This window comes from Hymenobacter volaticus (assembly GCF_022921055.1).
In the GTDB taxonomy this organism is placed as follows: domain Bacteria; phylum Bacteroidota; class Bacteroidia; order Cytophagales; family Hymenobacteraceae; genus Hymenobacter; species Hymenobacter volaticus.
The window spans coordinates 481,823-501,180 of the sequence record NZ_CP095061.1 but is presented as its reverse complement, the minus strand read 5'-3'; the positions used below and the strand labels follow the sequence as shown (position 1 = coordinate 501,180).

General features: G+C 53.1%; 15 protein-coding genes and 3 pseudogenes. 7 read left to right on the top strand and 11 right to left on the bottom strand.

Translation table 11 applies throughout. The features are described 5' to 3' along the window. Positions 1-249: 249 nt before the first annotated feature. The 4 genes and pseudogenes from MUN86_RS02160 to MUN86_RS02145 all read right to left on the bottom strand — a co-directional run bounded on the left by MUN86_RS02160 (position 250) and on the right by MUN86_RS02145 (position 6,585). Entirely contained in the window at positions 250-1,428 is a 1,179-nt protein-coding gene (locus tag MUN86_RS02160) for an acetyl-CoA C-acyltransferase (protein WP_245121163.1), read from the bottom strand. A gap of 177 nt (positions 1,429-1,605) precedes the next feature. Beyond that, positions 1,606-4,013, bottom strand: a pseudogene (locus MUN86_RS02155) (3-hydroxyacyl-CoA dehydrogenase/enoyl-CoA hydratase family protein). Between the two features lie 119 nt (positions 4,014-4,132). Then, positions 4,133-4,627 (bottom strand): MarR family winged helix-turn-helix transcriptional regulator, encoded by a 495-nt coding sequence (locus MUN86_RS02150; RefSeq protein WP_245121161.1) that lies wholly within the window; start codon positions 4,625-4,627, stop codon positions 4,133-4,135. 158 nt (positions 4,628-4,785) lie between these two features. Next, complete coding sequence (locus MUN86_RS02145; RefSeq protein ID WP_245121159.1) at positions 4,786-6,585, bottom strand: AMP-dependent synthetase/ligase; 1,800 nt, start codon at positions 6,583-6,585, stop codon at positions 4,786-4,788. A gap of 301 nt (positions 6,586-6,886) precedes the next feature. Here MUN86_RS02145 and MUN86_RS02140 point away from each other — a divergent pair, with 301 nt between their 5' ends. The 4 genes from MUN86_RS02140 to MUN86_RS02125 all read left to right on the top strand — a co-directional run bounded on the left by MUN86_RS02140 (position 6,887) and on the right by MUN86_RS02125 (position 9,896). Continuing rightward, entirely contained in the window at positions 6,887-7,945 is a 1,059-nt protein-coding gene (locus MUN86_RS02140; RefSeq protein WP_245125574.1) for a formimidoylglutamase, read from the top strand. Between the two features lie 124 nt (positions 7,946-8,069). Further along, the gene (locus MUN86_RS02135; protein WP_245125571.1) at positions 8,070-8,300 is read left to right on the top strand and encodes a cytochrome b5 domain-containing protein; all 231 of its coding nucleotides are present in this window, start codon (positions 8,070-8,072) and stop codon (positions 8,298-8,300) included. 87 nt (positions 8,301-8,387) lie between these two features. Then, complete coding sequence (gene murQ, locus MUN86_RS02130) at positions 8,388-9,191, top strand: N-acetylmuramic acid 6-phosphate etherase (RefSeq protein WP_245121157.1); 804 nt, start codon at positions 8,388-8,390, stop codon at positions 9,189-9,191. 138 nt (positions 9,192-9,329) lie between these two features. Further along, a complete protein-coding gene (locus MUN86_RS02125; RefSeq protein WP_245121155.1) occupies positions 9,330-9,896 on the top strand; it encodes a hypothetical protein in 567 nt (188 codons plus the stop codon). An 82-nt stretch (positions 9,897-9,978) separates the two neighbouring features. Here MUN86_RS02125 and MUN86_RS02120 read toward each other — a convergent pair whose 3' ends face one another. The 3 genes and pseudogenes from MUN86_RS02120 to era form a co-directional block, all read right to left on the bottom strand. Continuing rightward, on the bottom strand, positions 9,979-10,248 hold the full coding sequence (locus tag MUN86_RS02120; RefSeq protein WP_245121153.1) for a hypothetical protein: 270 nt from the start codon (positions 10,246-10,248) through the stop codon (positions 9,979-9,981). A 143-nt stretch (positions 10,249-10,391) separates the two neighbouring features. Then, positions 10,392-11,713: pseudogene (gene der, locus MUN86_RS02115) on the bottom strand (ribosome biogenesis GTPase Der). Between the two features lie 132 nt (positions 11,714-11,845). Continuing rightward, positions 11,846-12,742, bottom strand: a complete 897-nt coding sequence (gene era, locus MUN86_RS02110; protein WP_245125569.1) for a GTPase Era — start codon at positions 12,740-12,742, stop codon at positions 11,846-11,848. A 199-nt stretch (positions 12,743-12,941) separates the two neighbouring features. Between era and hemH the strand changes: the two genes are divergently transcribed. Further along, positions 12,942-13,979, top strand: coding sequence for a ferrochelatase (gene hemH, locus MUN86_RS02105; RefSeq protein WP_245121151.1), 1,038 nt, complete (start codon positions 12,942-12,944; stop codon positions 13,977-13,979). Positions 13,980-14,067: 88 nt separating this feature from the next. Here the strand turns inward: hemH and MUN86_RS02100 are convergent, their stop codons facing one another. Further along, positions 14,068-14,586: a PRC-barrel domain-containing protein gene (locus tag MUN86_RS02100; protein ID WP_245121149.1), complete on the bottom strand. Its 519-nt coding sequence runs from the start codon at positions 14,584-14,586 to the stop codon at positions 14,068-14,070. A gap of 33 nt (positions 14,587-14,619) precedes the next feature. Continuing rightward, positions 14,620-15,303 (bottom strand): hypothetical protein, encoded by a 684-nt coding sequence (locus MUN86_RS02095; protein ID WP_245121147.1) that lies wholly within the window; start codon positions 15,301-15,303, stop codon positions 14,620-14,622. Positions 15,304-15,368: 65 nt separating this feature from the next. On the opposite strand from MUN86_RS02095, the gene MUN86_RS02090 reads away from it, so the two are divergent. Both MUN86_RS02090 and MUN86_RS02085 read left to right on the top strand, forming a co-directional pair. After that, positions 15,369-16,355 (top strand): DUF2157 domain-containing protein, encoded by a 987-nt coding sequence (locus tag MUN86_RS02090; RefSeq protein ID WP_245121145.1) that lies wholly within the window; start codon positions 15,369-15,371, stop codon positions 16,353-16,355. Continuing rightward, positions 16,352-17,566, top strand: coding sequence for a hypothetical protein (locus MUN86_RS02085; protein WP_245121143.1), 1,215 nt, complete (start codon positions 16,352-16,354; stop codon positions 17,564-17,566). The genes MUN86_RS02090 and MUN86_RS02085 overlap by 4 nt, the downstream gene beginning before the upstream one ends. Here MUN86_RS02085 and MUN86_RS02080 read toward each other — a convergent pair. Further along, positions 17,465-17,968 (bottom strand): hypothetical protein, encoded by a 504-nt coding sequence (locus MUN86_RS02080; RefSeq protein ID WP_245121141.1) that lies wholly within the window; start codon positions 17,966-17,968, stop codon positions 17,465-17,467. The two genes, MUN86_RS02085 and MUN86_RS02080, sit on opposite strands and share 102 nt — an antisense overlap. Before the next feature lie 118 nt (positions 17,969-18,086). Continuing rightward, a pseudogene (locus MUN86_RS02075) lies at positions 18,087-19,228 on the bottom strand (cysteine desulfurase family protein). Between the last annotated feature and the right edge of the window lie 130 nt (positions 19,229-19,358).

Here is a 19,358-nt window from a genome sequence, read left to right as displayed (position 1 = left end):
ACTAAGGTGAGAATTGTTGTAAGAGGTTTTATTGATGTCTAGAGAAGCGGCAAGATGTTCGGCTTGCCGAGTATTTTTAGCCTAAAGTGTCCTTGAGGTTGAGTTACCGAAATATACGAAAATATGTTATGCTTGCCGACTACTTAACGAAAAGAAAACCCCGTTTGTTCGGGGCTTTCTTTTTTGTAAAGTGCTAGCTGTCTATTGTACTAGCGTATCTAAGCTTAACAACAAAGCGGATGAGCTCTGCTACTTCAGCAGCTCGTAAATACCCGCTACGCCTTGGCCGCCCCCTACGCAGGCAGTTACCATACCGTACTTCTGGCCACGCTGGCGCAACTCGTGGAATAGCTGAATGCTGAGCTTAGCGCCGGAGCAGCCAAGTGGGTGACCGAGCGCAATAGCGCCGCCATTCACGTTCAGCTTGCTCTCATCAATACCTAGCTCGCGCACTACCGCAATGGACTGCGAAGCAAATGCCTCATTAAGCTCAATTAGGTCGATGTCGTCGAGCTTCATGCCGGCTTGCTTGAGCGCCTTCGGAACTGCTTTAATAGGGCCCATCCCCATGATGCGCGGGTCGATGCCTTCAGTAGCATAAGTTATCATGCGGGCAATCGGCTCCAGGTTCAATTCCTTCACCATCCGCTCTGACATTACTAGCACGAAGGCGGCGCCATCAGAGGTCTGCGAAGAGTTGCCGGCTGTAACGGTACCGTTGGCCGCGAATACTGGCTTTAACTTGTTCAAAGCCTCGACCGAAGTGTCGGCCCGTGGGCCCTCATCGGTATCGACTACGTAGGAGCGAGTTTTCTTTTTGTTGGTAGCCTGGTCGAGGTATGTTTCCTCTACCGTGATAGGCACTATCTGCTCCTTGAACTTACCTTCCTGAATAGCTTTAATAGCCTTCTGGTGGGAATTATAGGAGAATTGGTCTTGATCTTCGCGGCTGATTTTGTAGTCCTGCGCTACAGCTTCGGCAGTCAATCCCATACCGAGGTAGTAGTCCGGATGCTGTTGCGCTAGCTTGTAGTTGGGCACCGTTTTCCAGCCAACGGTAGGCACCATGCTCATGCTCTCCGTGCCACCGGCCACAATGCAATCAGCCATACCAGCAGAAATTTTGCTGGCAGCCATAGCAATAGTTTCCACGCCGGAGCCGCAGTAACGGTTTACAATGAGGCCTGATACGTTGGTAGGCAGCGCTAGCAACGAAATCAAGCGGCCCATTTGCAATCCTTGCTCGGCTTCGGGTACCGCGTTGCCAACCATCACGTCGTCGATGCGGCTAGGGTCGAGAGCGGGCACGGAGGCCACCAAGTGCTTGATGACGTCGGCCGCGAGATCGTCGGGCCGGGTGAAGCGGAAACCGCCGCGGTTAGCTTTGCCTACTGCGGTGCGGTAACCGGCTACGATATATGCGTTCATATATTTAATCTTGAAGAAAGTAGTGGGATTAGAGCTAGTTGACTCTAGTTCCGCTCGCTGTGAAGAACGAGCCAGGGGAGTTTCTTAATTTGTAGAACAATACTGCGTAAGCCTTTCGTTCTACCATTTCACCTCTCCCCTAGCCCATCCAAGTCGAGTGGAGCTAGGCTATTGACTCTAGTTTCTCAAGGGTTTGCCGGTAGTCAGGATGCTTTGAATACGCTCCAGCGTCTTCCGCTCGCCGCAGAGGCTTAGGAAGGCTTCGCGCTCCAAGTCCAGCAGGTACTGCTCCGACACTTCCGTTGGGCTGCTCAGGTCGCCGCCGCACATGATGTAAGCCAACTTGTTGGCAATTTTCACATCATGATCGGAGATGTAACGGCCTTCCTTCATGGCGTGTACGCCCGTCAGGAACATGCCCAAAGCGCCCTTGCCTTGTGCCTTAATGTTGGTTTTCTGCGTCGGTTGCGTGTAGCCATCTTCGGCTAGCTCGATAGCGGCGGCCTTGGCCTGCGCTATCACGCGGTTGCCATTCACCACTACCTCATCACCGCGGCGCAGGAAGCCTAAGTCGAAAGCTTCGGCAGCGGAAGTGGAGACTTTGGCCGTGCTGATGGTCATGAAGGTGTTGCGGAGCAGGTTGTACTCGGGCTCGCCTTCTTCGTACTTGGCTGCGGTGCGCAAGGTCATTTCCTTGGTACCTCCACCGCCGGGGATCAGACCTACTCCGAATTCTACAAGGCCCATGTAAGTTTCAGCCGCGGCTACCACCCGGTCGCAATGCAGGTTCAGCTCGCAGCCACCGCCTAAGGCTAAGCCATGCGGCGCGCCCACCACCGGAATGCTGCTATAGCGCATCCGCATCATGGCTTGCTGGAACTGAGCAATCATCAGGTTCAACTCGTCGAAGTCCTGGTCCAGCGCGAACATGTACACGAGGCCCAAGTTGGCACCAGCCGAGAAGTTCGTGGCATCGTTGCCGACCACTAAGCCGCGGAAGTCTTTTTCAGCTAGTTCCACGCCCTTCATCAGGCCCTGAATAACATCAGAACCTAATGCGTTCATCTTGGAGTGGAACTCTACATTCAGAATACCGTCGCCTAGGTCAATTACCGAAGCACCCGAATTCTTCCATACCACTTTACCGGTGGCGCGCAGGTTATCGAGAATGATGAAGTTTTCGAGGCCTGGAATAGCCTTGTAGGCTTTCGAGTCGATATCGTAAAACTGCTTTACGCCCTGCTCGTTTACCTTGTAGAAAGTGGTGTTGCCGGCAGCCAGCATTTCTTCCACCCACGGAGCTACCGTCTTGCCTTCGGCTTGCGCCAGCTCTAGGCCCTTCTGCACATCAAGGGCGTCCCAAGTTTCAAACGGACCCATTTCCCAGCCAAAGCCAGCACGCAGCGCATCGTCAATCTTGTAAAGCGAGTCGGTGATTTCGGGAATCCGGTTGGAAACGTAAGCGAAAAGGCCCGCGAAGGTTTTGCGGTAGAAATCAGCCGCCTTGTCTTTGCCAGCTACCAGCACTTTGAAGCGGTCCGCTAGTTTCTCAATCGGCTTGGTGGTTTCCAGTGTGGCAAACTTCACCTTGGCGCTCGGCTTGTATTCGAGCGTGTTCAGGTCGAGGGCTAAAATCTCGGATTTGCCGCCCTCGCCGCGTACTTTCTTATAGAAGCCTTGGCCGGTTTTGTCGCCGAGCCATTTGTTCTCCGCCATCTTCTTAATGAAGTCGGGCACTTGGAACACGGCTTTGGCTTCGTCGTTGGGCAGATTTTGCGCCAAACCATTGGCTACATTAATCATCGTATCCAAACCAACCACATCCGACGTTCGGAAGGTAGCCGACTTGGCGTGGCCGATAACGGGTCCGGTAAGCTTATCCACTTCCTCCACCGTCAGCCCAAGCTGGCTTATCACCTGCACCACGTCCATGATGGCGAACACACCGACGCGGTTGGCAATGAAGGCGGGGGTATCTTTGGCTAGTACCGTGGTTTTGCCCAAGTACAAGTCACCGTAGTGCATTAGGAAATCAACGATAGCCGGATCGGTGTCCGGCGTTGGAATGATTTCGAGCAGCTTCAGGTAGCGCGGCGGGTTGAAAAAGTGGGTACCGCAGAAGTATTTCTTGAAGTCATCGGAGCGGCCCTCCGTCATCATATGAATCGGGATGCCGCTGGTGTTGGAGGTGATAAGCGTACCAGGCTTACGGAACTGCTCTACCCGCTCAAAGATGCTCTTCTTGATATCGAGGCGCTCCACTACCACTTCAATGGTCCAGTCGCAGCTCGCAATATCCTTGAGGTTATCGTCGAAGTTGCCAGTTTTAATGCGGCTAGCGTCGCCTTTGCGGTAGAGAGGCGCAGGATTGCTGGCAATAGCCGCTTGCAGCGCTGCATTCACGGTGCGGTTGCGTACAGCAGGGTTGTCCAGCTTCAGGCCTTTCGCTTCCTCCGTGGGCAGCAACTCTTTGGGGCGATATCGAGCAGCAGCACCTGCACCCCGATGTTGGCGAAGTGGCACGCAATGCGCGAGCCCATCACACCAGAGCCCAATACAGCTACTTTTTTGATGGTACGATTCATTCGTGGGGAGAATGAGTGGGTGAGAAATGAGGAATTCAGAAAGAAAACTTAGCTAACTATTCGTCATGCAGAGTATGTCCGAACACGACGGTCTTGCCAGAGTTATTTAACCCCGGCTCTTAAAGTGGCCGTGGCTCCGTAGTCGAAGATTCGGAACGCAACTGCTTTAGCTGAAAATCGTCGAAAAGCGTTTTGCCCTCGATCATGCCCGTAATCTGCCCTATCACCTTGAACATGATATCCAATTGATTTTGAGGGATTTTCTCACGTACTTTCAGATTGAAATGGCGCACCGTTTGACGCGAAATTTCCTTGCCGCGCAAGCCCTCTTCGGTCAGAAAAATGCGAACCGAGCGTTTGTCTTGGGTGTCGGCTTGCTTGTAGATTAGGCCCTTCTCTTCCATAGAGCGCAAAATGCGCGTGAGGGAGCGAGTTTCGAGACCCAACAAAGGCGCAATCTTGGTTGCCGGTGTGCCGTTCTCTTGGTCGATATTCAGCAGGACGAAGCCAATGCTGGTGGTGATGTCGTGCTTGGCCGCCTGCGTATTGTACATGCGCGAAATGGCGTGCCAAGCAACTTTAATGTTATAATCGACGGTTTCTTCGGGTTTCATCAGTAGAGAGCAAGTCCGGTAAACATACGAAAATATGTTATGCTTGCATACTAAGTTTCTTGAAAAAAGTTAGGCCGATCTTCTTTGCTGCCATGCAGAAAGAAAATCAGCCCATGCTTCTCGTAAGCAGCAGCACATACAGCTACTGCCAACCACCTTTAATGCTTTTCTGCCTGATGCTTTTCGCTGGCGTGCTGATACAGGCTCTCGATCAGCTCCTTGTTGTTATTGGAAATGATCTTGCGCTTAACTTTCAATGTGGGAGTCATTTCGCCGGTTTCCACCGACCAAAGTTTGGGCAGCAACACAATCTTTTTGACTTGCTCCCACTGTGCAAATCCGTTATTGTATTTGTGCACGAGGTCTTCGTACATCTTCACCACTTTCTCGTTTTTGACTAGCTCTTCGTTCGCGCAGTTACAGTCCACGCTGTTGCGTTTGCACCACGCCTTGAGGTCATCGAAGGAAGGAATAACGAGTGCCGATGGAAACTTCTGACCGTCGCCGACTACCATGCACTGCTCCACCAATGGCGACTCTTTTAGTTTGCTTTCAATTACTTGCGGCGCGATGTACTTACCGCCGGAGGTTTTGAACATCTCTTTCTTACGGTCGGTAATCTTCAGGAACCGACCGTTCACTAGCTCGCCAATGTCGCCGGTGTGGAACCAGCCTTCCTCGTCGAATTCCTTGGTCGTTAGTTCTGGCTTGTTGTAGTAGCCCTTCATCACCGACTCCGACTTAGTTAGAATCTCGCCGTCTTGGGCAATTTTCACCTCGGTGTTGTCGATGATGGGGCCGACGGTACCAATCATGTTGTTTTCAGGCTCATACCCACCAACGGCAATCACAGGCGATGTTTCGGTGAGGCCATAGCCTTCCATCACGCGAATGCCAGCAGCCCAGAACACCCGCGCCAAACGTGGCTGCAAGGCGCCACCACCACTCACAATGCACCGCAGGTTACCACCTAGCGCTTCACGCCATTTGTTGAAGATTAGCTTGTTGGCCAGTGCTAGCTGCGTGTTATAGAAGAAACCCTGGTCTTTCTGCGTGTCGTACTTCAGCCCCAAATCCAAGGCCCAGAAGAATAGGTTTTTCTTTACGCCGTCCAGTTGATGGCCTTTGGCTACTATCTTATCATACACCTTCTCTAGCAGGCGGGGCACCGTAGTGAAAATCTGCGGTTTCACTTCCCGCAGGTTGTCGGCAATTACCTCCATGCTCTCGGCATAGTAGATGCTTACCCCATAGATAAGGTAGAGGTGCGTAACCATCCGCTCGAAGATGTGGCAGAGCGGCAGAAAGCTCAGCGCTTTGTCGGCGGACGTGACGGGCACGAAACGCTTCACATTGCGGCAGTTGCTAAGGATGTTATTGTGGGTTAACATCACCCCTTTTGGCTGCCCCGTCGTGCCGCTCGTGTAAATGAGCGTCAGCAAATCGTCGGGTTCTACGGCTGCTTTGATAGGCTCTAAATCGGCAGGGTTGCCTTTTTTGCCCAACTCTAGCAGCTCGGAAAAGTGCCGGGCGTTGGGCAGTTTGTCGAAACTAAAAACGTTTTCAGCCGGAATGTTTAGGCCTTGCGTTGCTTCGCGCACTTTGTCGAGCAGCTTTTGGTCGGATACGAAAATTGCCTTTACCCCCGCGTCAGTGAAGATGTATTTGTAATCCTCCACCGTGATACTCGGGTACATCGGCACGCTGGTAGCTCCAAGCTGCGAAATAGCGAAATCAGCAAGGATCCACTCGGGCCGATTCATGGCAATGATGGCCACTTTGTCGTTTTTGCCGATTCCGAGTTGCAGCAAGCCTAGGCTCACTAGGTTTACTTGGGTGGCAACCTCATCGGTACTAATCGGAGTCCATTGGCCGTTGATTTTAGAAGCAAAGCAATCCGGCTTGTTGTACTTCTGCTGAAGATGAGGGAGAATATCGAAGGTGCGACGAATATCCATGGGATGAGGGCGGGAGGTGGGTTAGGCAGGAAACGGAAGTAGTTCTGAATTGCGTATCGGCAACTTATTGGCCTGGAACCGCTGCCATAAATAACAACTTTTTTTCACGCAAAGCCTAGTCTGAAAGCTGGACCGGACGCGGTAAGCATGGGCCGTGGCGGCAATTGGTGTAGCTTTGCTGTAGTCCGCACTGTTCGCGCTCGATGAATCTGGCCATCTTTTTCAACCCGCTCCCGAAGAGCTAGTTTCTTCTGCTTCCTCCCCTAGTACGCTGGCCGGTTGCGTTTCGCCTTTTTTGGATGTGTTTCCAGACTGGCGAACGGCCGATATAGCGCTTATTGGCCTCGATGAATGGCGGGGCAGCGCTGCTGGTACGCCTGCTACGCAAGGAGCCGACGAAGTCCGGCAGCGCTTCTACCAATTACAAAGAGGCACCGGCATTATCCGACTGGCCGACTTAGGTAATTTGCGGCCTGGCCTCACGCTCGATGATACGTACCAGCGCCTGCGCGAAATTATTGCGGCTCTTCTCGAACATGGCACCGTACCTATTCTATTGGGAGGCTCGCACGACCTTGACTACGGGCAGTTCTTGGCTTACGAAACCCTGGACCGTACCGTAAGCTTTGCCACTATCGACGCCCGCGTGGATATGGCGCAGGAAGCTGGCTCGCGCGCCGAGGACAGCCATTTGCGGCGCATGCTCATGCACGAGCCCAACTTCTTATTCAGCTTTGCACAGCTAGGGCACCAGCAATACTTGGTAGCGCCCGACGTGCTAGCCGCGCTAGAGAAAATGCACTTCGAGCGGCTCCGGCTAGGTCAGATCCGTGACGATATCCGGCAAGCGGAGCCGCTGTTGCGCCACGCCGATTTTGTGAGCTTTGATATAGCGGCTATTCGCTGGAATGACGCCCCCGGCTATTACCCGGCCAACCCTTTTGGGCTGACCAATGAGGAAGCAGCCAAGCTGGCATGGTATGCTGGCACCAACGACCAACTTACCTCATTCGGCCTCTACGGTTACCGCCCCGACCACGATGTACATGGCTTAGCGGCTGCTACTCTGTCTACCATGCTTTGGTACTTTGTAGAAGGCTTTTACCACCGCTGCCCCGAGCCTGATTTTCAGAGCAAACGCTTCATCCGCTATGCGGTGGGCTTGCCTGACACGCCTGAAACCCCTGGTAAGCTGGTTTTCTACAAGTCGAAATTCACTGAGAAGTGGTGGCTGGAAGTGGAAAGTTTGGCCAATAGCAATGTGAAGCGCATCATCCCGTGCAGCTACGAAGACTACATTCACGCTGCGCAGGGCGACATGCCTAACCGCTGGTTCCTAACTCAGGCTTTGCTTGGCTAAGTTGGTTGCCGTTAGCCCGCTAGTTTAGATTATGGAAAAGCCTGTTTCACCTCACCGTAACAACGCCACAACCGCAGCAGCACAGGGCCCGTCGCAAACGCAAGCTGACTCTACTACCAGGCAGCTGCCTACCTACACAAAATCCCAGCTGGCGCTGCGCAACGGGCAGGACCGAGACGAAATTTGGGTAGCGTATCAAGGATTGATTTACGATGTCAGTCGTTCTCGGCTCTGGCAGCGCGGCAACCACTACGAGCACTGGGCCGGCCAAGACCTCACCCGTGAGTTGGATGAGGATGCCCCGCATAATTCTAATGTGTTCGACAAATTCTCTGTAATTGGGCGGTTGGGCTAGTGGCAAGGCGATACGTTATTGTCTTGCTTTTCCATCTTTCTCGCCTTTATTGGCTGCTACTTTTCTCCTACTCTTTTCGCTCCTAAAATGTCCACTGAAAGCCCCTCCTATTTCGACCACCTCGAAACGCTTTCCACCCAGGCACTGCTAACTGGCATGAACAGCCTGGACCAGACAGTACCGCAGGCAGTAGCCAAAGCATTACCGCAGCTGGAGGCGCTGGTAGAAGCCACGGTGGCCTGCTTAAGCAAAGGTGGACGGCTATTTTACATCGGCGCTGGTACTAGTGGGCGGCTCGGGGTTCTTGATGCCTCGGAGTGCCCACCCACATTCGGGGTGCCGCACGGCGTAGTGGTTGGTCTCATTGCGGGCGGCGACACCGCCATCCGGAAGGCCGTAGAAAATGCGGAAGACGATGCGCAACAGGCTTGGCGCGACTTGGAAGCTTACAACATCAACGACCAAGACATCGTGGTAGGTATTGCGGCTTCGGGTCGTACGCCTTATGTCATTGGCGGGCTTGAGCAAGCACGTCAGCACGGGTTGGCTACGGGCTGCATTGTATGCAATGCGGGTTCGGCAGTGGCAGCGGCGGCTGAGTTTCCGGTGGAAATCGTGACCGGGCCGGAGTTTGTGACGGGCAGCACCCGGTTGAAGGCCGGAACGGCGCAGAAGTTGGCGCTCAACATGCTCACTACCGCGACTTTTATCCGACTAGGGCGCGTGAAGGGCAACAAGATGGTGGACATGCAGCTCACCAATGCCAAGCTAGTAGACCGAGGCGAGCGGATGCTCATGGACGAGTTAGGCATCGAGCAAGAGGCGGCAGCGGCCTTGCTGCAACAACATGGTTCGGTGCGGGCAGCGCTGGCCGCCAAGCAAACGAAGTAGCGTGAGTATCTGGCTGTTTCCTACGAGGCTATGTGTTTTGTGCGGCCATTGGAAACCCTGATGGTTTGAGTGTAGTTACAGCAGCAAAAGGCCTCTCGATACGGCAGAAGCTGACGCTTGTGCTACATTCTGACTCCCATGCACACCATCGAACCACACTACGCTTGGATGGAGCAGTATTCTGCCTCCGAAGACCCCCGTTCTCCACTGTTCGAAGCAGAAAACAGTTTAGACAGCTATGTGAATACTATTTATGGCTATTACATTCATCCACAATGGGATAGCCTCGATTCGGATACGCTGTTCCTGAAAATTCTGTTTGTTGACTACGAACTAGGCATTGCCATCATTGAATTCATTGGCGAATGGAACGACGCCATCGAAAACGACATCATGTTGCTTAAGCGCAACATCGTGGATTTGATGACGCACGAAGGCATCCGCAAATTCATCCTCATCGGTGAAAATGTGTTCAACTTCCACGGCTCCGACGATGATTATTACGAGGAATGGTTTGAGGATGTGGAAGATGGTTGGATAGCCGCCATCAACTTCCAAGAACATGTTATCCGCGAGATGCGCCAATATAATATCGACAACTACGTGAACTTTGGCGGCCAGCTAGACGAAATGCCTTGGCGGACTTACCCACCCCGTAAGCTTTTTGATGTAGTAGACGGGTTGCTGCAACGGCGCTTAGGCTGATAGTTGCGCTTTCTCAAAGGCACAAAAACAAAAAGGGCTCCTCGCAATGAGGAGCCCTTTTCGGGTCTAAGACCAACAGCAATTACTGAGCTGGAGTCGTAGCAGGAGCGGTAGTAGCTGGAGCCGTAGTAGAAGGAGCGTCAGCAGCGTCAGCGCCGTCTTCCATTTTGTCGGCAGTAGCATCAGCAGAATCACGAACGGCATCAGCCTGCTCTTCCATAGCGTCAGCTTTAGCTTCGCCAGCAGCTTCTGTGCTCTCAGCAGCACCTTCGGTAGCGTTTTCAGTCTTGCTGTCGCAAGAAGAGAAAGTGAACGAAGCAGCAGCCAGGGCGAGGAACAATACTTTTTTCATGGTAAGGGGTTGTTTGGAAATTGAAAGTCGATTTAGGGTGTAACTCAGTGATTTCTCCGAAGAGCCACGATGAATTACAAGGCTTTATACACGAGCTTTCAATAGGTAACCCGACAGTTGAAAATAATTTTTGTTCAGCCCACTTATTTCTTCCGGAATATGATGCCAATTGGCACCCCCGTGAAGTTAAAGTTCTCGCGCAGACGGTTTTCGAGGTAGCGCGTGTAGCTCTCCCGAACGTACTGCGGCAGGTTGCAGAAGAACGCAAATACCGGATTGTGCGTCGGAAGCTGCGTGACGTACTTGATGCGCACCATCTTGCCCTTGGTAGCTGGGGCGGATAGTTCTCGATTTCCTTCAGCATCACTTCGTTAAGCTGTGAAGTCGGGATTTTGCGGCGCTTGTTGTGGTACACATCAATGGCCGTTTCAATGGCTTTGTGCACCCGCTGCTTGGTGAGCACCGAAGTGAAAATGATGGGCGGATACGAAATAGGCGCAATTTTCTCGTAGATCTTCTCTTCGAATTCCTTGGCCGTATTCGTTTCCTTGTTTTCAATCAAGTCCCACTTGTTCACCAGAATCACGATGCCTTTCCGGTTCTTATCGGCTAGGCCAATGATATTCACATCTTGTGCTTCAATACCGCGAGTGGCATCGAGCATTACCACGCAAATATCGGCCTCCTCTAGTGCCCGGATAGAGCGCAGCACCGAGTAGAATTCCACATCTTCGTGCACCTTCGATTTGCGACGCAAACCAGCCGTATCCACCAAGATGAACTCGTTGCCGAAGGCGTTGTAGCGTGCCTGAATAGAGTCCCGGGTGGTGCCCGCAATATCCGTCACGATGCTGCGGTCGGTACCGAGCAACAGGTTCACGAAGCTCGACTTGCCCACGTTGGGACGGCCTACTACAGCAATTTTTGGAATGCCGAGGTCGGGGTCTTCTACGCCTTCGTCCTCGAAGTGGCTTACTACGGCGTCCAGCAAATCGCCGGTGCCCGAGCCACTAGCCGAGGAAACCGGGAATATTTCGCCGTCGCCTACACCCAAGGCATAGAATTCGCCCGAAGAGTGAATACGCGCGTTGGTGTCGGCTTTGTTGGCAACGATGTAGATAGGCTTCTTGCCCTGATAGCGGCGCAGAACGTTGGCAAACTCTTCGTCTAGGCCATGCACGCCGGCCATGGCATCTACCATGAATAGCACCACATCGGCTTCGTCGATAGCCAGCTTTACTTGCTTGTTGATTTCGCCTTCGAAAATGTCGTCGGAGTTGTGGACGTAACCACCCGTATCAATAACGGTGTAGTATTTCCCGATCCACTCGCCGTAGCCGTAGTGTCGGTCACGGGTAACGCCGCTTTCGTCGTCCATGATGGCCTTGCGCTGGCCAACGAGGCGGTTAAAAAGGGTGGATTTGCCCACATTGGGGCGCCCCACAATAGCAATTGTGTTTTTCATTGGTCTGACTCCAGCCGCCGGCCCGACCATGTTCGGCAGTGCCCGGAGTAGTTAAATTGAAGAAGGTCGGAATGCTTTCTATCGAACGAACGCCATGCTAAGCTTTTCAAAGCATAGCCGTTCAGTTATACCTTATTGATAACCAAAACGGCTTAGGGCTTTGGGGTCAGTGCGCCAGTTTTCGTCTACCTTGACGTAGATTTCTAGGAACACTTTTTTCTGGAAAAACTTCTCCATTTCCTCGCGGGCCCAAGTACCTACTTTTTTCAAAGCAGCACCGCCCTGCCCGATGATGATACCTTTTTGGCTGGCCCGCTCCACGTAGATAACGGAGCGCATCCGAATGATATCTTCGTCTTCTTTGAACTCCTCGATGCCCACCTCACAGCTGTAGGGCACCTCTTTTTTGTAGAGCTTAAAGATTTTCTCCCGGATCATCTCGGCCGCGAAAAACCGCTCGGGTTTGTCGGTTAGCTCGTCTTTGGGATAGTAAGGAGGATGGACTGGCAGATAACCAAGAATCAGATCCAACAATTCACCGGTGCCAAACTTTTCCAGCGCCGATATGGGCAACACCCGCGCGGCGTTGGGAAGCTGTTGCTGCCAATAGTCTACTTTGGCTTCGACTTCGGCCTGGTCAGCCTGGTCGATTTTGTTGACGAGCAGCAAAATCGGGGTGTCCTGCATCTTACGCAGCCGCTCTACCACGGGCTCCTCGTCGTGCTTTTCGTAGATATCAGTCACGAACAGGATGACGTCGGCATCCTCCAGAGAGGAATACACAAACGACATCATAGCGTTGTGCAGCTCGTATTTGGGCTGAATGATGCCGGGCGTGTCGGAATACACCAGTTGAAAATCCTCCCCGTTGAGGATGCCCAAAATGCGGTGGCGCGTGGTTTGCGCTTTGCTCGTGACAATGCTAAGCCGTTCGCCCATCAGGGCGTTCATGAGCGTGGACTTGCCGACGTTGGGCTTGCCGATAATGCTCACAAAGCCAGCGCGGTGGGGAGTAGGTTCGGTATTCACTTCAGGATCTGGAAATTGGCCTGCAAAGGTACGACTTTCCGGCGGGTCAGTCAGCAGGCGATGAAACATTGCGTGAAGGATATTTGTCGTAAGCTGTAGCACGGAGCTAGCACTGCACCTTTGGTTATACGAACTTTGCCAGGCTTAACCGGATGTACAGCGAAAGCTTCGCGCTACAGTCAACGACTTATCGTTTTTTATGCCCGCTTCCACCAAAGGCCGCATTGGCGTCCTGCTTGTAAACCTTGGTACCCCCGACTCGCCCCAAACCGGTGATGTACGGCGTTACCTCAACGAATTTCTGACGGATGGCCGCGTAGTAGATATGCCGGCGGCTATTCGTTATCCGCTTTTTCAGGGCTTGGTAGTACCTCTGCGTGCGCCCAAATCGGCCAAAATCTATCAGCAACTCTGGACCGACCGGGGCTCTCCTCTCCTCTTCCATGGCCTCGACCTACAGAAGCTGGTACAAGAGCAACTTGGCAAGGATTACTTGGTGGCTTTCGGCATGCGTTATCAAAACCCGAGCATCGAGAAAGCCTTGAACGAGTTGCGCGAGGCAGCTGTGGAGCGCATTATCGTGTTGCCGTTGTTTCCGCAGTATGCTGCCGCTAGCACTGGCTCGGTTCAAGAGAAGGTGATGGAGCTGGTAAGCAAATGGTGGGTGGTACCTAGCATTTCCTTTATCAGCACTTTTGCCAACGACCCGGGCTTCATTGCTACCATCGTGGACTTGGGCAAGCAGGAAATGGCCAAGCGCAACTACGACCACATCGTGTTTAGCTACCACGGCATTCCGGAACGCCACGTATTGAAAGGCAGCCACAACGGCTACTGCAAGCTGGGCAACTGCTGCAACAGCTATAATAAGAATAACCGCTACTGCTACCGCGCGCAGTGCTTCGAAACCTCGCGCCTGATAGCCGATGGGCTCGGCATCACGCCGGATCAGTACACGGTATCCTTCCAAAGCCGCTTGCAAAGCCGCTTGCGCGACCCGTGGTTGCAACCGTACACCGATGAAATTCTAAAGCCTTTCCCCTCCAAAGGCATTAAGAATGTACTGGCTTTCAGCCCTGCCTTCGTAGCCGACTGCTTGGAAACCACTATCGAAGTGGGCGAAGAATTCAAAGAACTGTTTGAGGAAGCCGGTGGAGACCATTGGCAACTGGTGCCTTCCCTGAACACTCATCCTACGTGGGTGAAGGCCGTAGTAGACATGATTCACCAGAACTAGTTTACTAAAGCAAGAAAAAGAAGAGTCCCTGGTTTTGCTGGCATTATGTGCGCAGCTAGAACCAGGGACTCTTCTTTTTGCTTGCTTTCTACTCCTGCCGGTCTCGGCGGCGGAAACTGTCTAGCAGCTTCGGCGAACGGCGGTTCTGGTAGAAGGTCTGCTCATCGAAAGAGGGTTGTTCGTAGAAGCTACTAGTGCTGTGTTCGGGCAGGGGCAACTTTAGGGCGTGAAGCATGGCTTCTTCGTACTCGCGGGAGATATGAAACTCCTCGTAAGGCGGATAGTCGAGCACGGAATCCAGCGTGAGGGAAGGCACGAACACGTTGTCGCCTTCCTCATCAAGCGCCGCTACGCCTACTGGAATCAAAATGTGGCGCTCGTGTTCATTGACTTGCAAGTTGGTATCAAGCTCCACATCGAGGTAACGGACTTTTAACGCCGCTTCTTCCACAATAAGCTCTGCCACGTCGCCGAATTTCTTGCCATCACCACCGCGTACCGACCAGCCGCGTATGTCCGGGCTGCCGTCGGCCACTTCAAACTCGGTTAAGTCGCGCAGACGGCGCAGGTGCATGCCTTGGGCAGAAGGAATAGGAGTAGGTTCCACAGAATTTGCTTTTGCTAACGAAATAATCAAGAACTACTTACTGGGCTCACTTAGCGTACGCACCACGTCGGTGGCCCGGGTGAAAAACTCGCGCAGTTGCTGCTGCTCCTCGGGCGTGTTGCTGCGCCCCGATAGCTGCGCGGCCCGATCTAATAAATCACCTACGGCCGGTTCTAAGGTAGGATACGCTTTTTGCTGCATGGCTTGCATCAGGCCCGTGGCGGCAACAAAGCCGGGACGCAAACTGGCCGTAGTATCGTCGAGGCGCGCGGTGGCGCTGGTTAGCACGTCGCGTTTCTCACCCACGGCTGCGTCGCGCAGGTCGGCGCGGTCGGCTAGATCTACTAGCACTCCGCTGAGTACGCGCAAGCCATTACGGGCATAATCAGGGCTGGCGGGGTCGCGCTGGGCGGCGGCCGCTAATGCTTCTGGCGTGGCGGTAGGAGCTTCCAGCATCATGCTATCGGCGGCAGAAAGGCCCGCGGCAGGGTCGGTAGCACCAGTAGCGGGCGTGGTGGTTTCGGGCGACGCAGCCGGAGCTTGCTCGCTTGCATCCTTACGCAACAGAAACCACGCTATGGCACCTAGTACCAGCAACGCTAGTAGTATAAGCAGCCAGGGGCTGGGAGAAGACTTTTTCCGCTGAATGTTGATATCGGCCATACGAACTCGTCCTACATAGCCAGTCGCCGTTAGTGGCAACCGGGACAGTGGCATAATACGGAATCCAGTGAAGTTGGTATGTTTCGTTTTATATTAAGGCACTTATATACTTCTACCACATGTCGCCCGACCAGTTCCTCAATGAGTTGCAAGCTCAAGGATTAGTTGCCCCCGAACAGGCGGCCACTATTCGGAAAGACGAGCAGACGCGCCCTTTTTCAGTACACTATGAAGTGCGCACGTTGCTATACTTAGGCATTGTGCTGCTAACGGGTGGCCTCGGAATTCTGCTCTACCAACATATCGACGAAATTGGGCACGGGGTAATAGTGGCCATCATAACGCTGCTAACAGCGGCGTGTTTCGGCTATGCTGAACGCTACCGTGTCCCCTTCACTTGGGCTGAGGTGCCGCGCAAAGGTTTTGTGCCCGACTACGTGCTTCTGCTAGGCTGCCTTTTGTTTTTGAGCTTGGAGGGCTACGTGCAGTATCAGTATGGCATCTTCGGGACCCGCTACGGACTAGCGGTTTTTGTGCCGGCAGTGCTGTTCTTCTGGGTGGCTTACCTCTTCGACCACCGCGGCGTGCTTTCTATGGCCATCACGGCGCTGGCCTCTTGGTTGGGCGTATCGGTGGCGCCGCTTTCCGCCTTCACCGACAACCACTTTCGTAGTCTGAGCGGCGCAGCACTGGGCTTGGGTGTGGTGCTACTCGTCGTAGGGCTATGGTCGGAATATCAGAATCGAAAGCGGCATTTCAGCTTCACTTATATCTCGTTGGGCAGCAATCTGGCGCTGCTAGCGGCTACCGCTTCCTTGCTGGAAGTTTATCCTAATAGCTGGCTTTCCCCGTTTGCTGCCGCTGCTTTGATTTTAGTGATGAGCGGTTTTTTGGTTTGGTACGCACGGCGCGCACATTCCTACCTGTTCGTCTTGCTGAGCGCTGTGTACAGCTACATCGTCGTCACCTATTTATTTATCCGGTTTGTTGACCGAAGCACTTCGCATGACGAAGGCTTGTTGCTCTCACTATATTTCTTGCTATCCTGTTTTGGAGTGCTTGTGTTCTTCCTGAATATCAAGAAAATCTTGCGCATCAACTCATGAATTGGAAAGCCTATAACCCTAATTGGGCGCATCGTGAGGCCGTACGCGCAGCTGCTACTCGTTGGCAGAAACGGGGGTTGCTTTCAAGCTTGCAACTCGCAGCTATAGTAGCCGCTCATCCTCTTGACTACTACCGACCTAATATTTTTCTGCGCATTACCTTATTCATCTTCACTATTATCGGGTTGTCGGCGGCTTCTGGCTTTATGGCCCTGCTTTTTTCCGGTGGCTTTCATTCCGGCACCGAAGAGGTGATGTTAGTTACCATTGCGGTATTGACCATTGCGGGAGGCTTGGTGTTGTTGGAGTTTGCCATCAAAGATTCACACCTCTACCACTCAGGTATCGACAATGCTATTCTCTATTATATACTTAGCTGGACTGTGTTCTTGCTGGCGTACATCATCTACGAACTAGCACCGATAGGCTACCGTGCAAGCAGCTCACTCACTAGCCCGAATACAAATACCCTCTTACTGCTAACGCTACCTGTACTGCTAGCCGCTACCGTCCGCTATGCCGACCGGTTGGTGGCAGCTGCGGCTTATGCTACGTATCTGTTGCTGCTGGCTAGTGTCCTGTTGCGGTTCCCGATTGGCCGGCTACTCTTGCCGTTTGTGGTGATGCTGGCATCGGCAGCTGCTTACTTTTTAGTTAAGAAACTGGCCCAACGACCCGACTACTTGTACTACAAGCCTTGCCTTCAGGCACTGAAAGTGCTATCGTTAGTGACTTTCTATTTGGGTGGCAACTACTGGGTGGTGCGCGAAGGCAATGCTTTACTGAGCGATACTGGCTTGTCAACTCAGGTGCCGTTTGCGTGGCTATTTTACTTTCTCACAGCGGGCATTCCGATAGCCTACCTAGTAGTCGGCTTGCGGCGGCATGACCGGATCTGGTTGCTGGTGGGCATATTGCTTGTCGCCTTTTCGGTGTTCACGTTCCGGCACTACTATTCGGTACTCCCCGCGGAAATAGCAGCCACGCTGGCTGGCGCAGTGCTTATCGCCAGCATGATAGGGGCGACGCGTTACTTACGCACGCCTCGCCACGGCCTTACCACTGCTGCCGACGACGAGGACGATACGCGCAAAATCAATCTTGAATCCCTAATTGTCGCTCAGACTGCCAATGTGCCTCAACCCGCAGAGGCAGGCTTTGAGTTTGGAGGCGGTCGTTCTGGTGGCGGTGGCGCGGAAGGCACTTATTAGCTGCACTATTCGCCGCCCCTGATGCGCTATGAAGTTAATAGGCAGCGGAATAACGTCCGCTGGCGTGGGCGTGTCTACGGGACGCTTGCCCTGTACCTTAGCGAGAATCACCTCTAGCCACGGCCACATCGAGTTTAGCTGCCGCGTCTTAATCATGAAGTTCCAGAGTGGCTCGAAGCGTTTCCAGCCGCCAGCATAAGCAAAGTGCCTGATTTGATGCTTCACGGAATCGTGGGCTAGACTAGCCCAGGTGATGTTGGCCCAAAAGTAGAACTCCTGATATGCCCAATTATAGCCAGCTTTCAGTTGCTCGGCGGTTAGATGTGAGCCAGGGTGATGCACGACCGTGCGCGTATCGTACTCGTTCCAGCGGCGGTGTAGCCACACTCGCGCAGCGTTCAAACGGACTACATGAAGCACCTGAAACAAGCAAGCCCTCAACCTCGGTAGGCTAAGGGCTTGGGTACTGGTTGCCGGTAACAGCTTCGCTCTCTGGTGCTAAAGCAGAAGGCAAACTGTTTTACGCAGGTACTTTGCGATACATTTTTGCCAGTTGCTCTACAGCATAGTCCACTTCTTCCGAGGTGTTGTACTTGCTCATGGAGAAGCGAATAGCGCCCCGATTTGGGTCACACCCTAGGGCCGTGAGCACATGAGAACCAGCATTAGCTCCGCTAGTACACGCCGAGCCTCCCGACACCGAAACACGGTTGATGTCTAAGTTGAAAAGCAACATCTCATTCAATTCGGAAGGCGGCAAGCTAACGTTTAGCACCGTGTACAAACTTTTATCGGCCTCTGCCGAGGTACCATTGAAATCTACCCCTTCAACTTCGCGTCGCAGCCTAGTTATGAATTGGTCTTTCAAGCCCTGAATATGCCGCTGATGCTCGGCCATATCCCGGTAAGCAATTTCCAGCGCCTTGGCCAGACCAACAATTCCATACACGTTTTCGGTGCCCGCACGCTGGTTACGCTCTTGCGAGCCTCCATGAATCAAGGCATCAACCGGCAGCCCCGAACGGCGATACAGGAAGCCAACTCCTTTTGGTCCGTGAAACTTGTGCGCTGAACCAACAAGAAAGTGGTTTTTCAGCTTCTGCACATCATGCCGATAATGCCCCATCGTTTGCACCGTATCGGTATGAAACACGGCGTCGTGTTGCGCACAGATAGTGCCTATCGCCTCGATGTCGTTTAGGTTGCCGATTTCATTGTTCGCATGCATCAAGCTCACGAAGGTGCGGGGGTGCGCAGCTAATAGTTGCTCTAAGTGCTCTAAATCGAAGCGCCCTTGCTCGTCGTGCCGCACGTAGCTCAACTTGATTTCGCCAGATTTTTCCAGAGCCTGCAGAGTATGCAGCACTGCGTGGTGCTCTAGCGGCGACGTAATGGCGTGCTTAAGGCCAAGCGCCCGGACACTACCAAAAGCGGCATAGTTATCGGCCTCGGTACCGCCCGAAGTAAAGCTAATTTCAGCGGGAGCAGCGTTGATAAGGTGCGCAATGGTCTTGCGGGCATTTTCGATAGCGGCGCGCACCTGTCGTCCGTGGCCATGAATACTGCTTGGGTTACCGAAATGCTCGCGCATAAAAGGCAGCATGGCATCTAGCACTTCAGGGTCCAGGGGGTAGTGGCGGCGTTATCGAAATACACAGTCATGCGATTCAACAGCTTGATGAAAAGAAAGAATTAACTGCAAAAATAAAGGATTCCGGCGGGGTAGCCGGAATCCTAGCGCAAAGTCAAATCCCACTAAATGGTGCTTTTGCTATTTACCTAATGATCTATA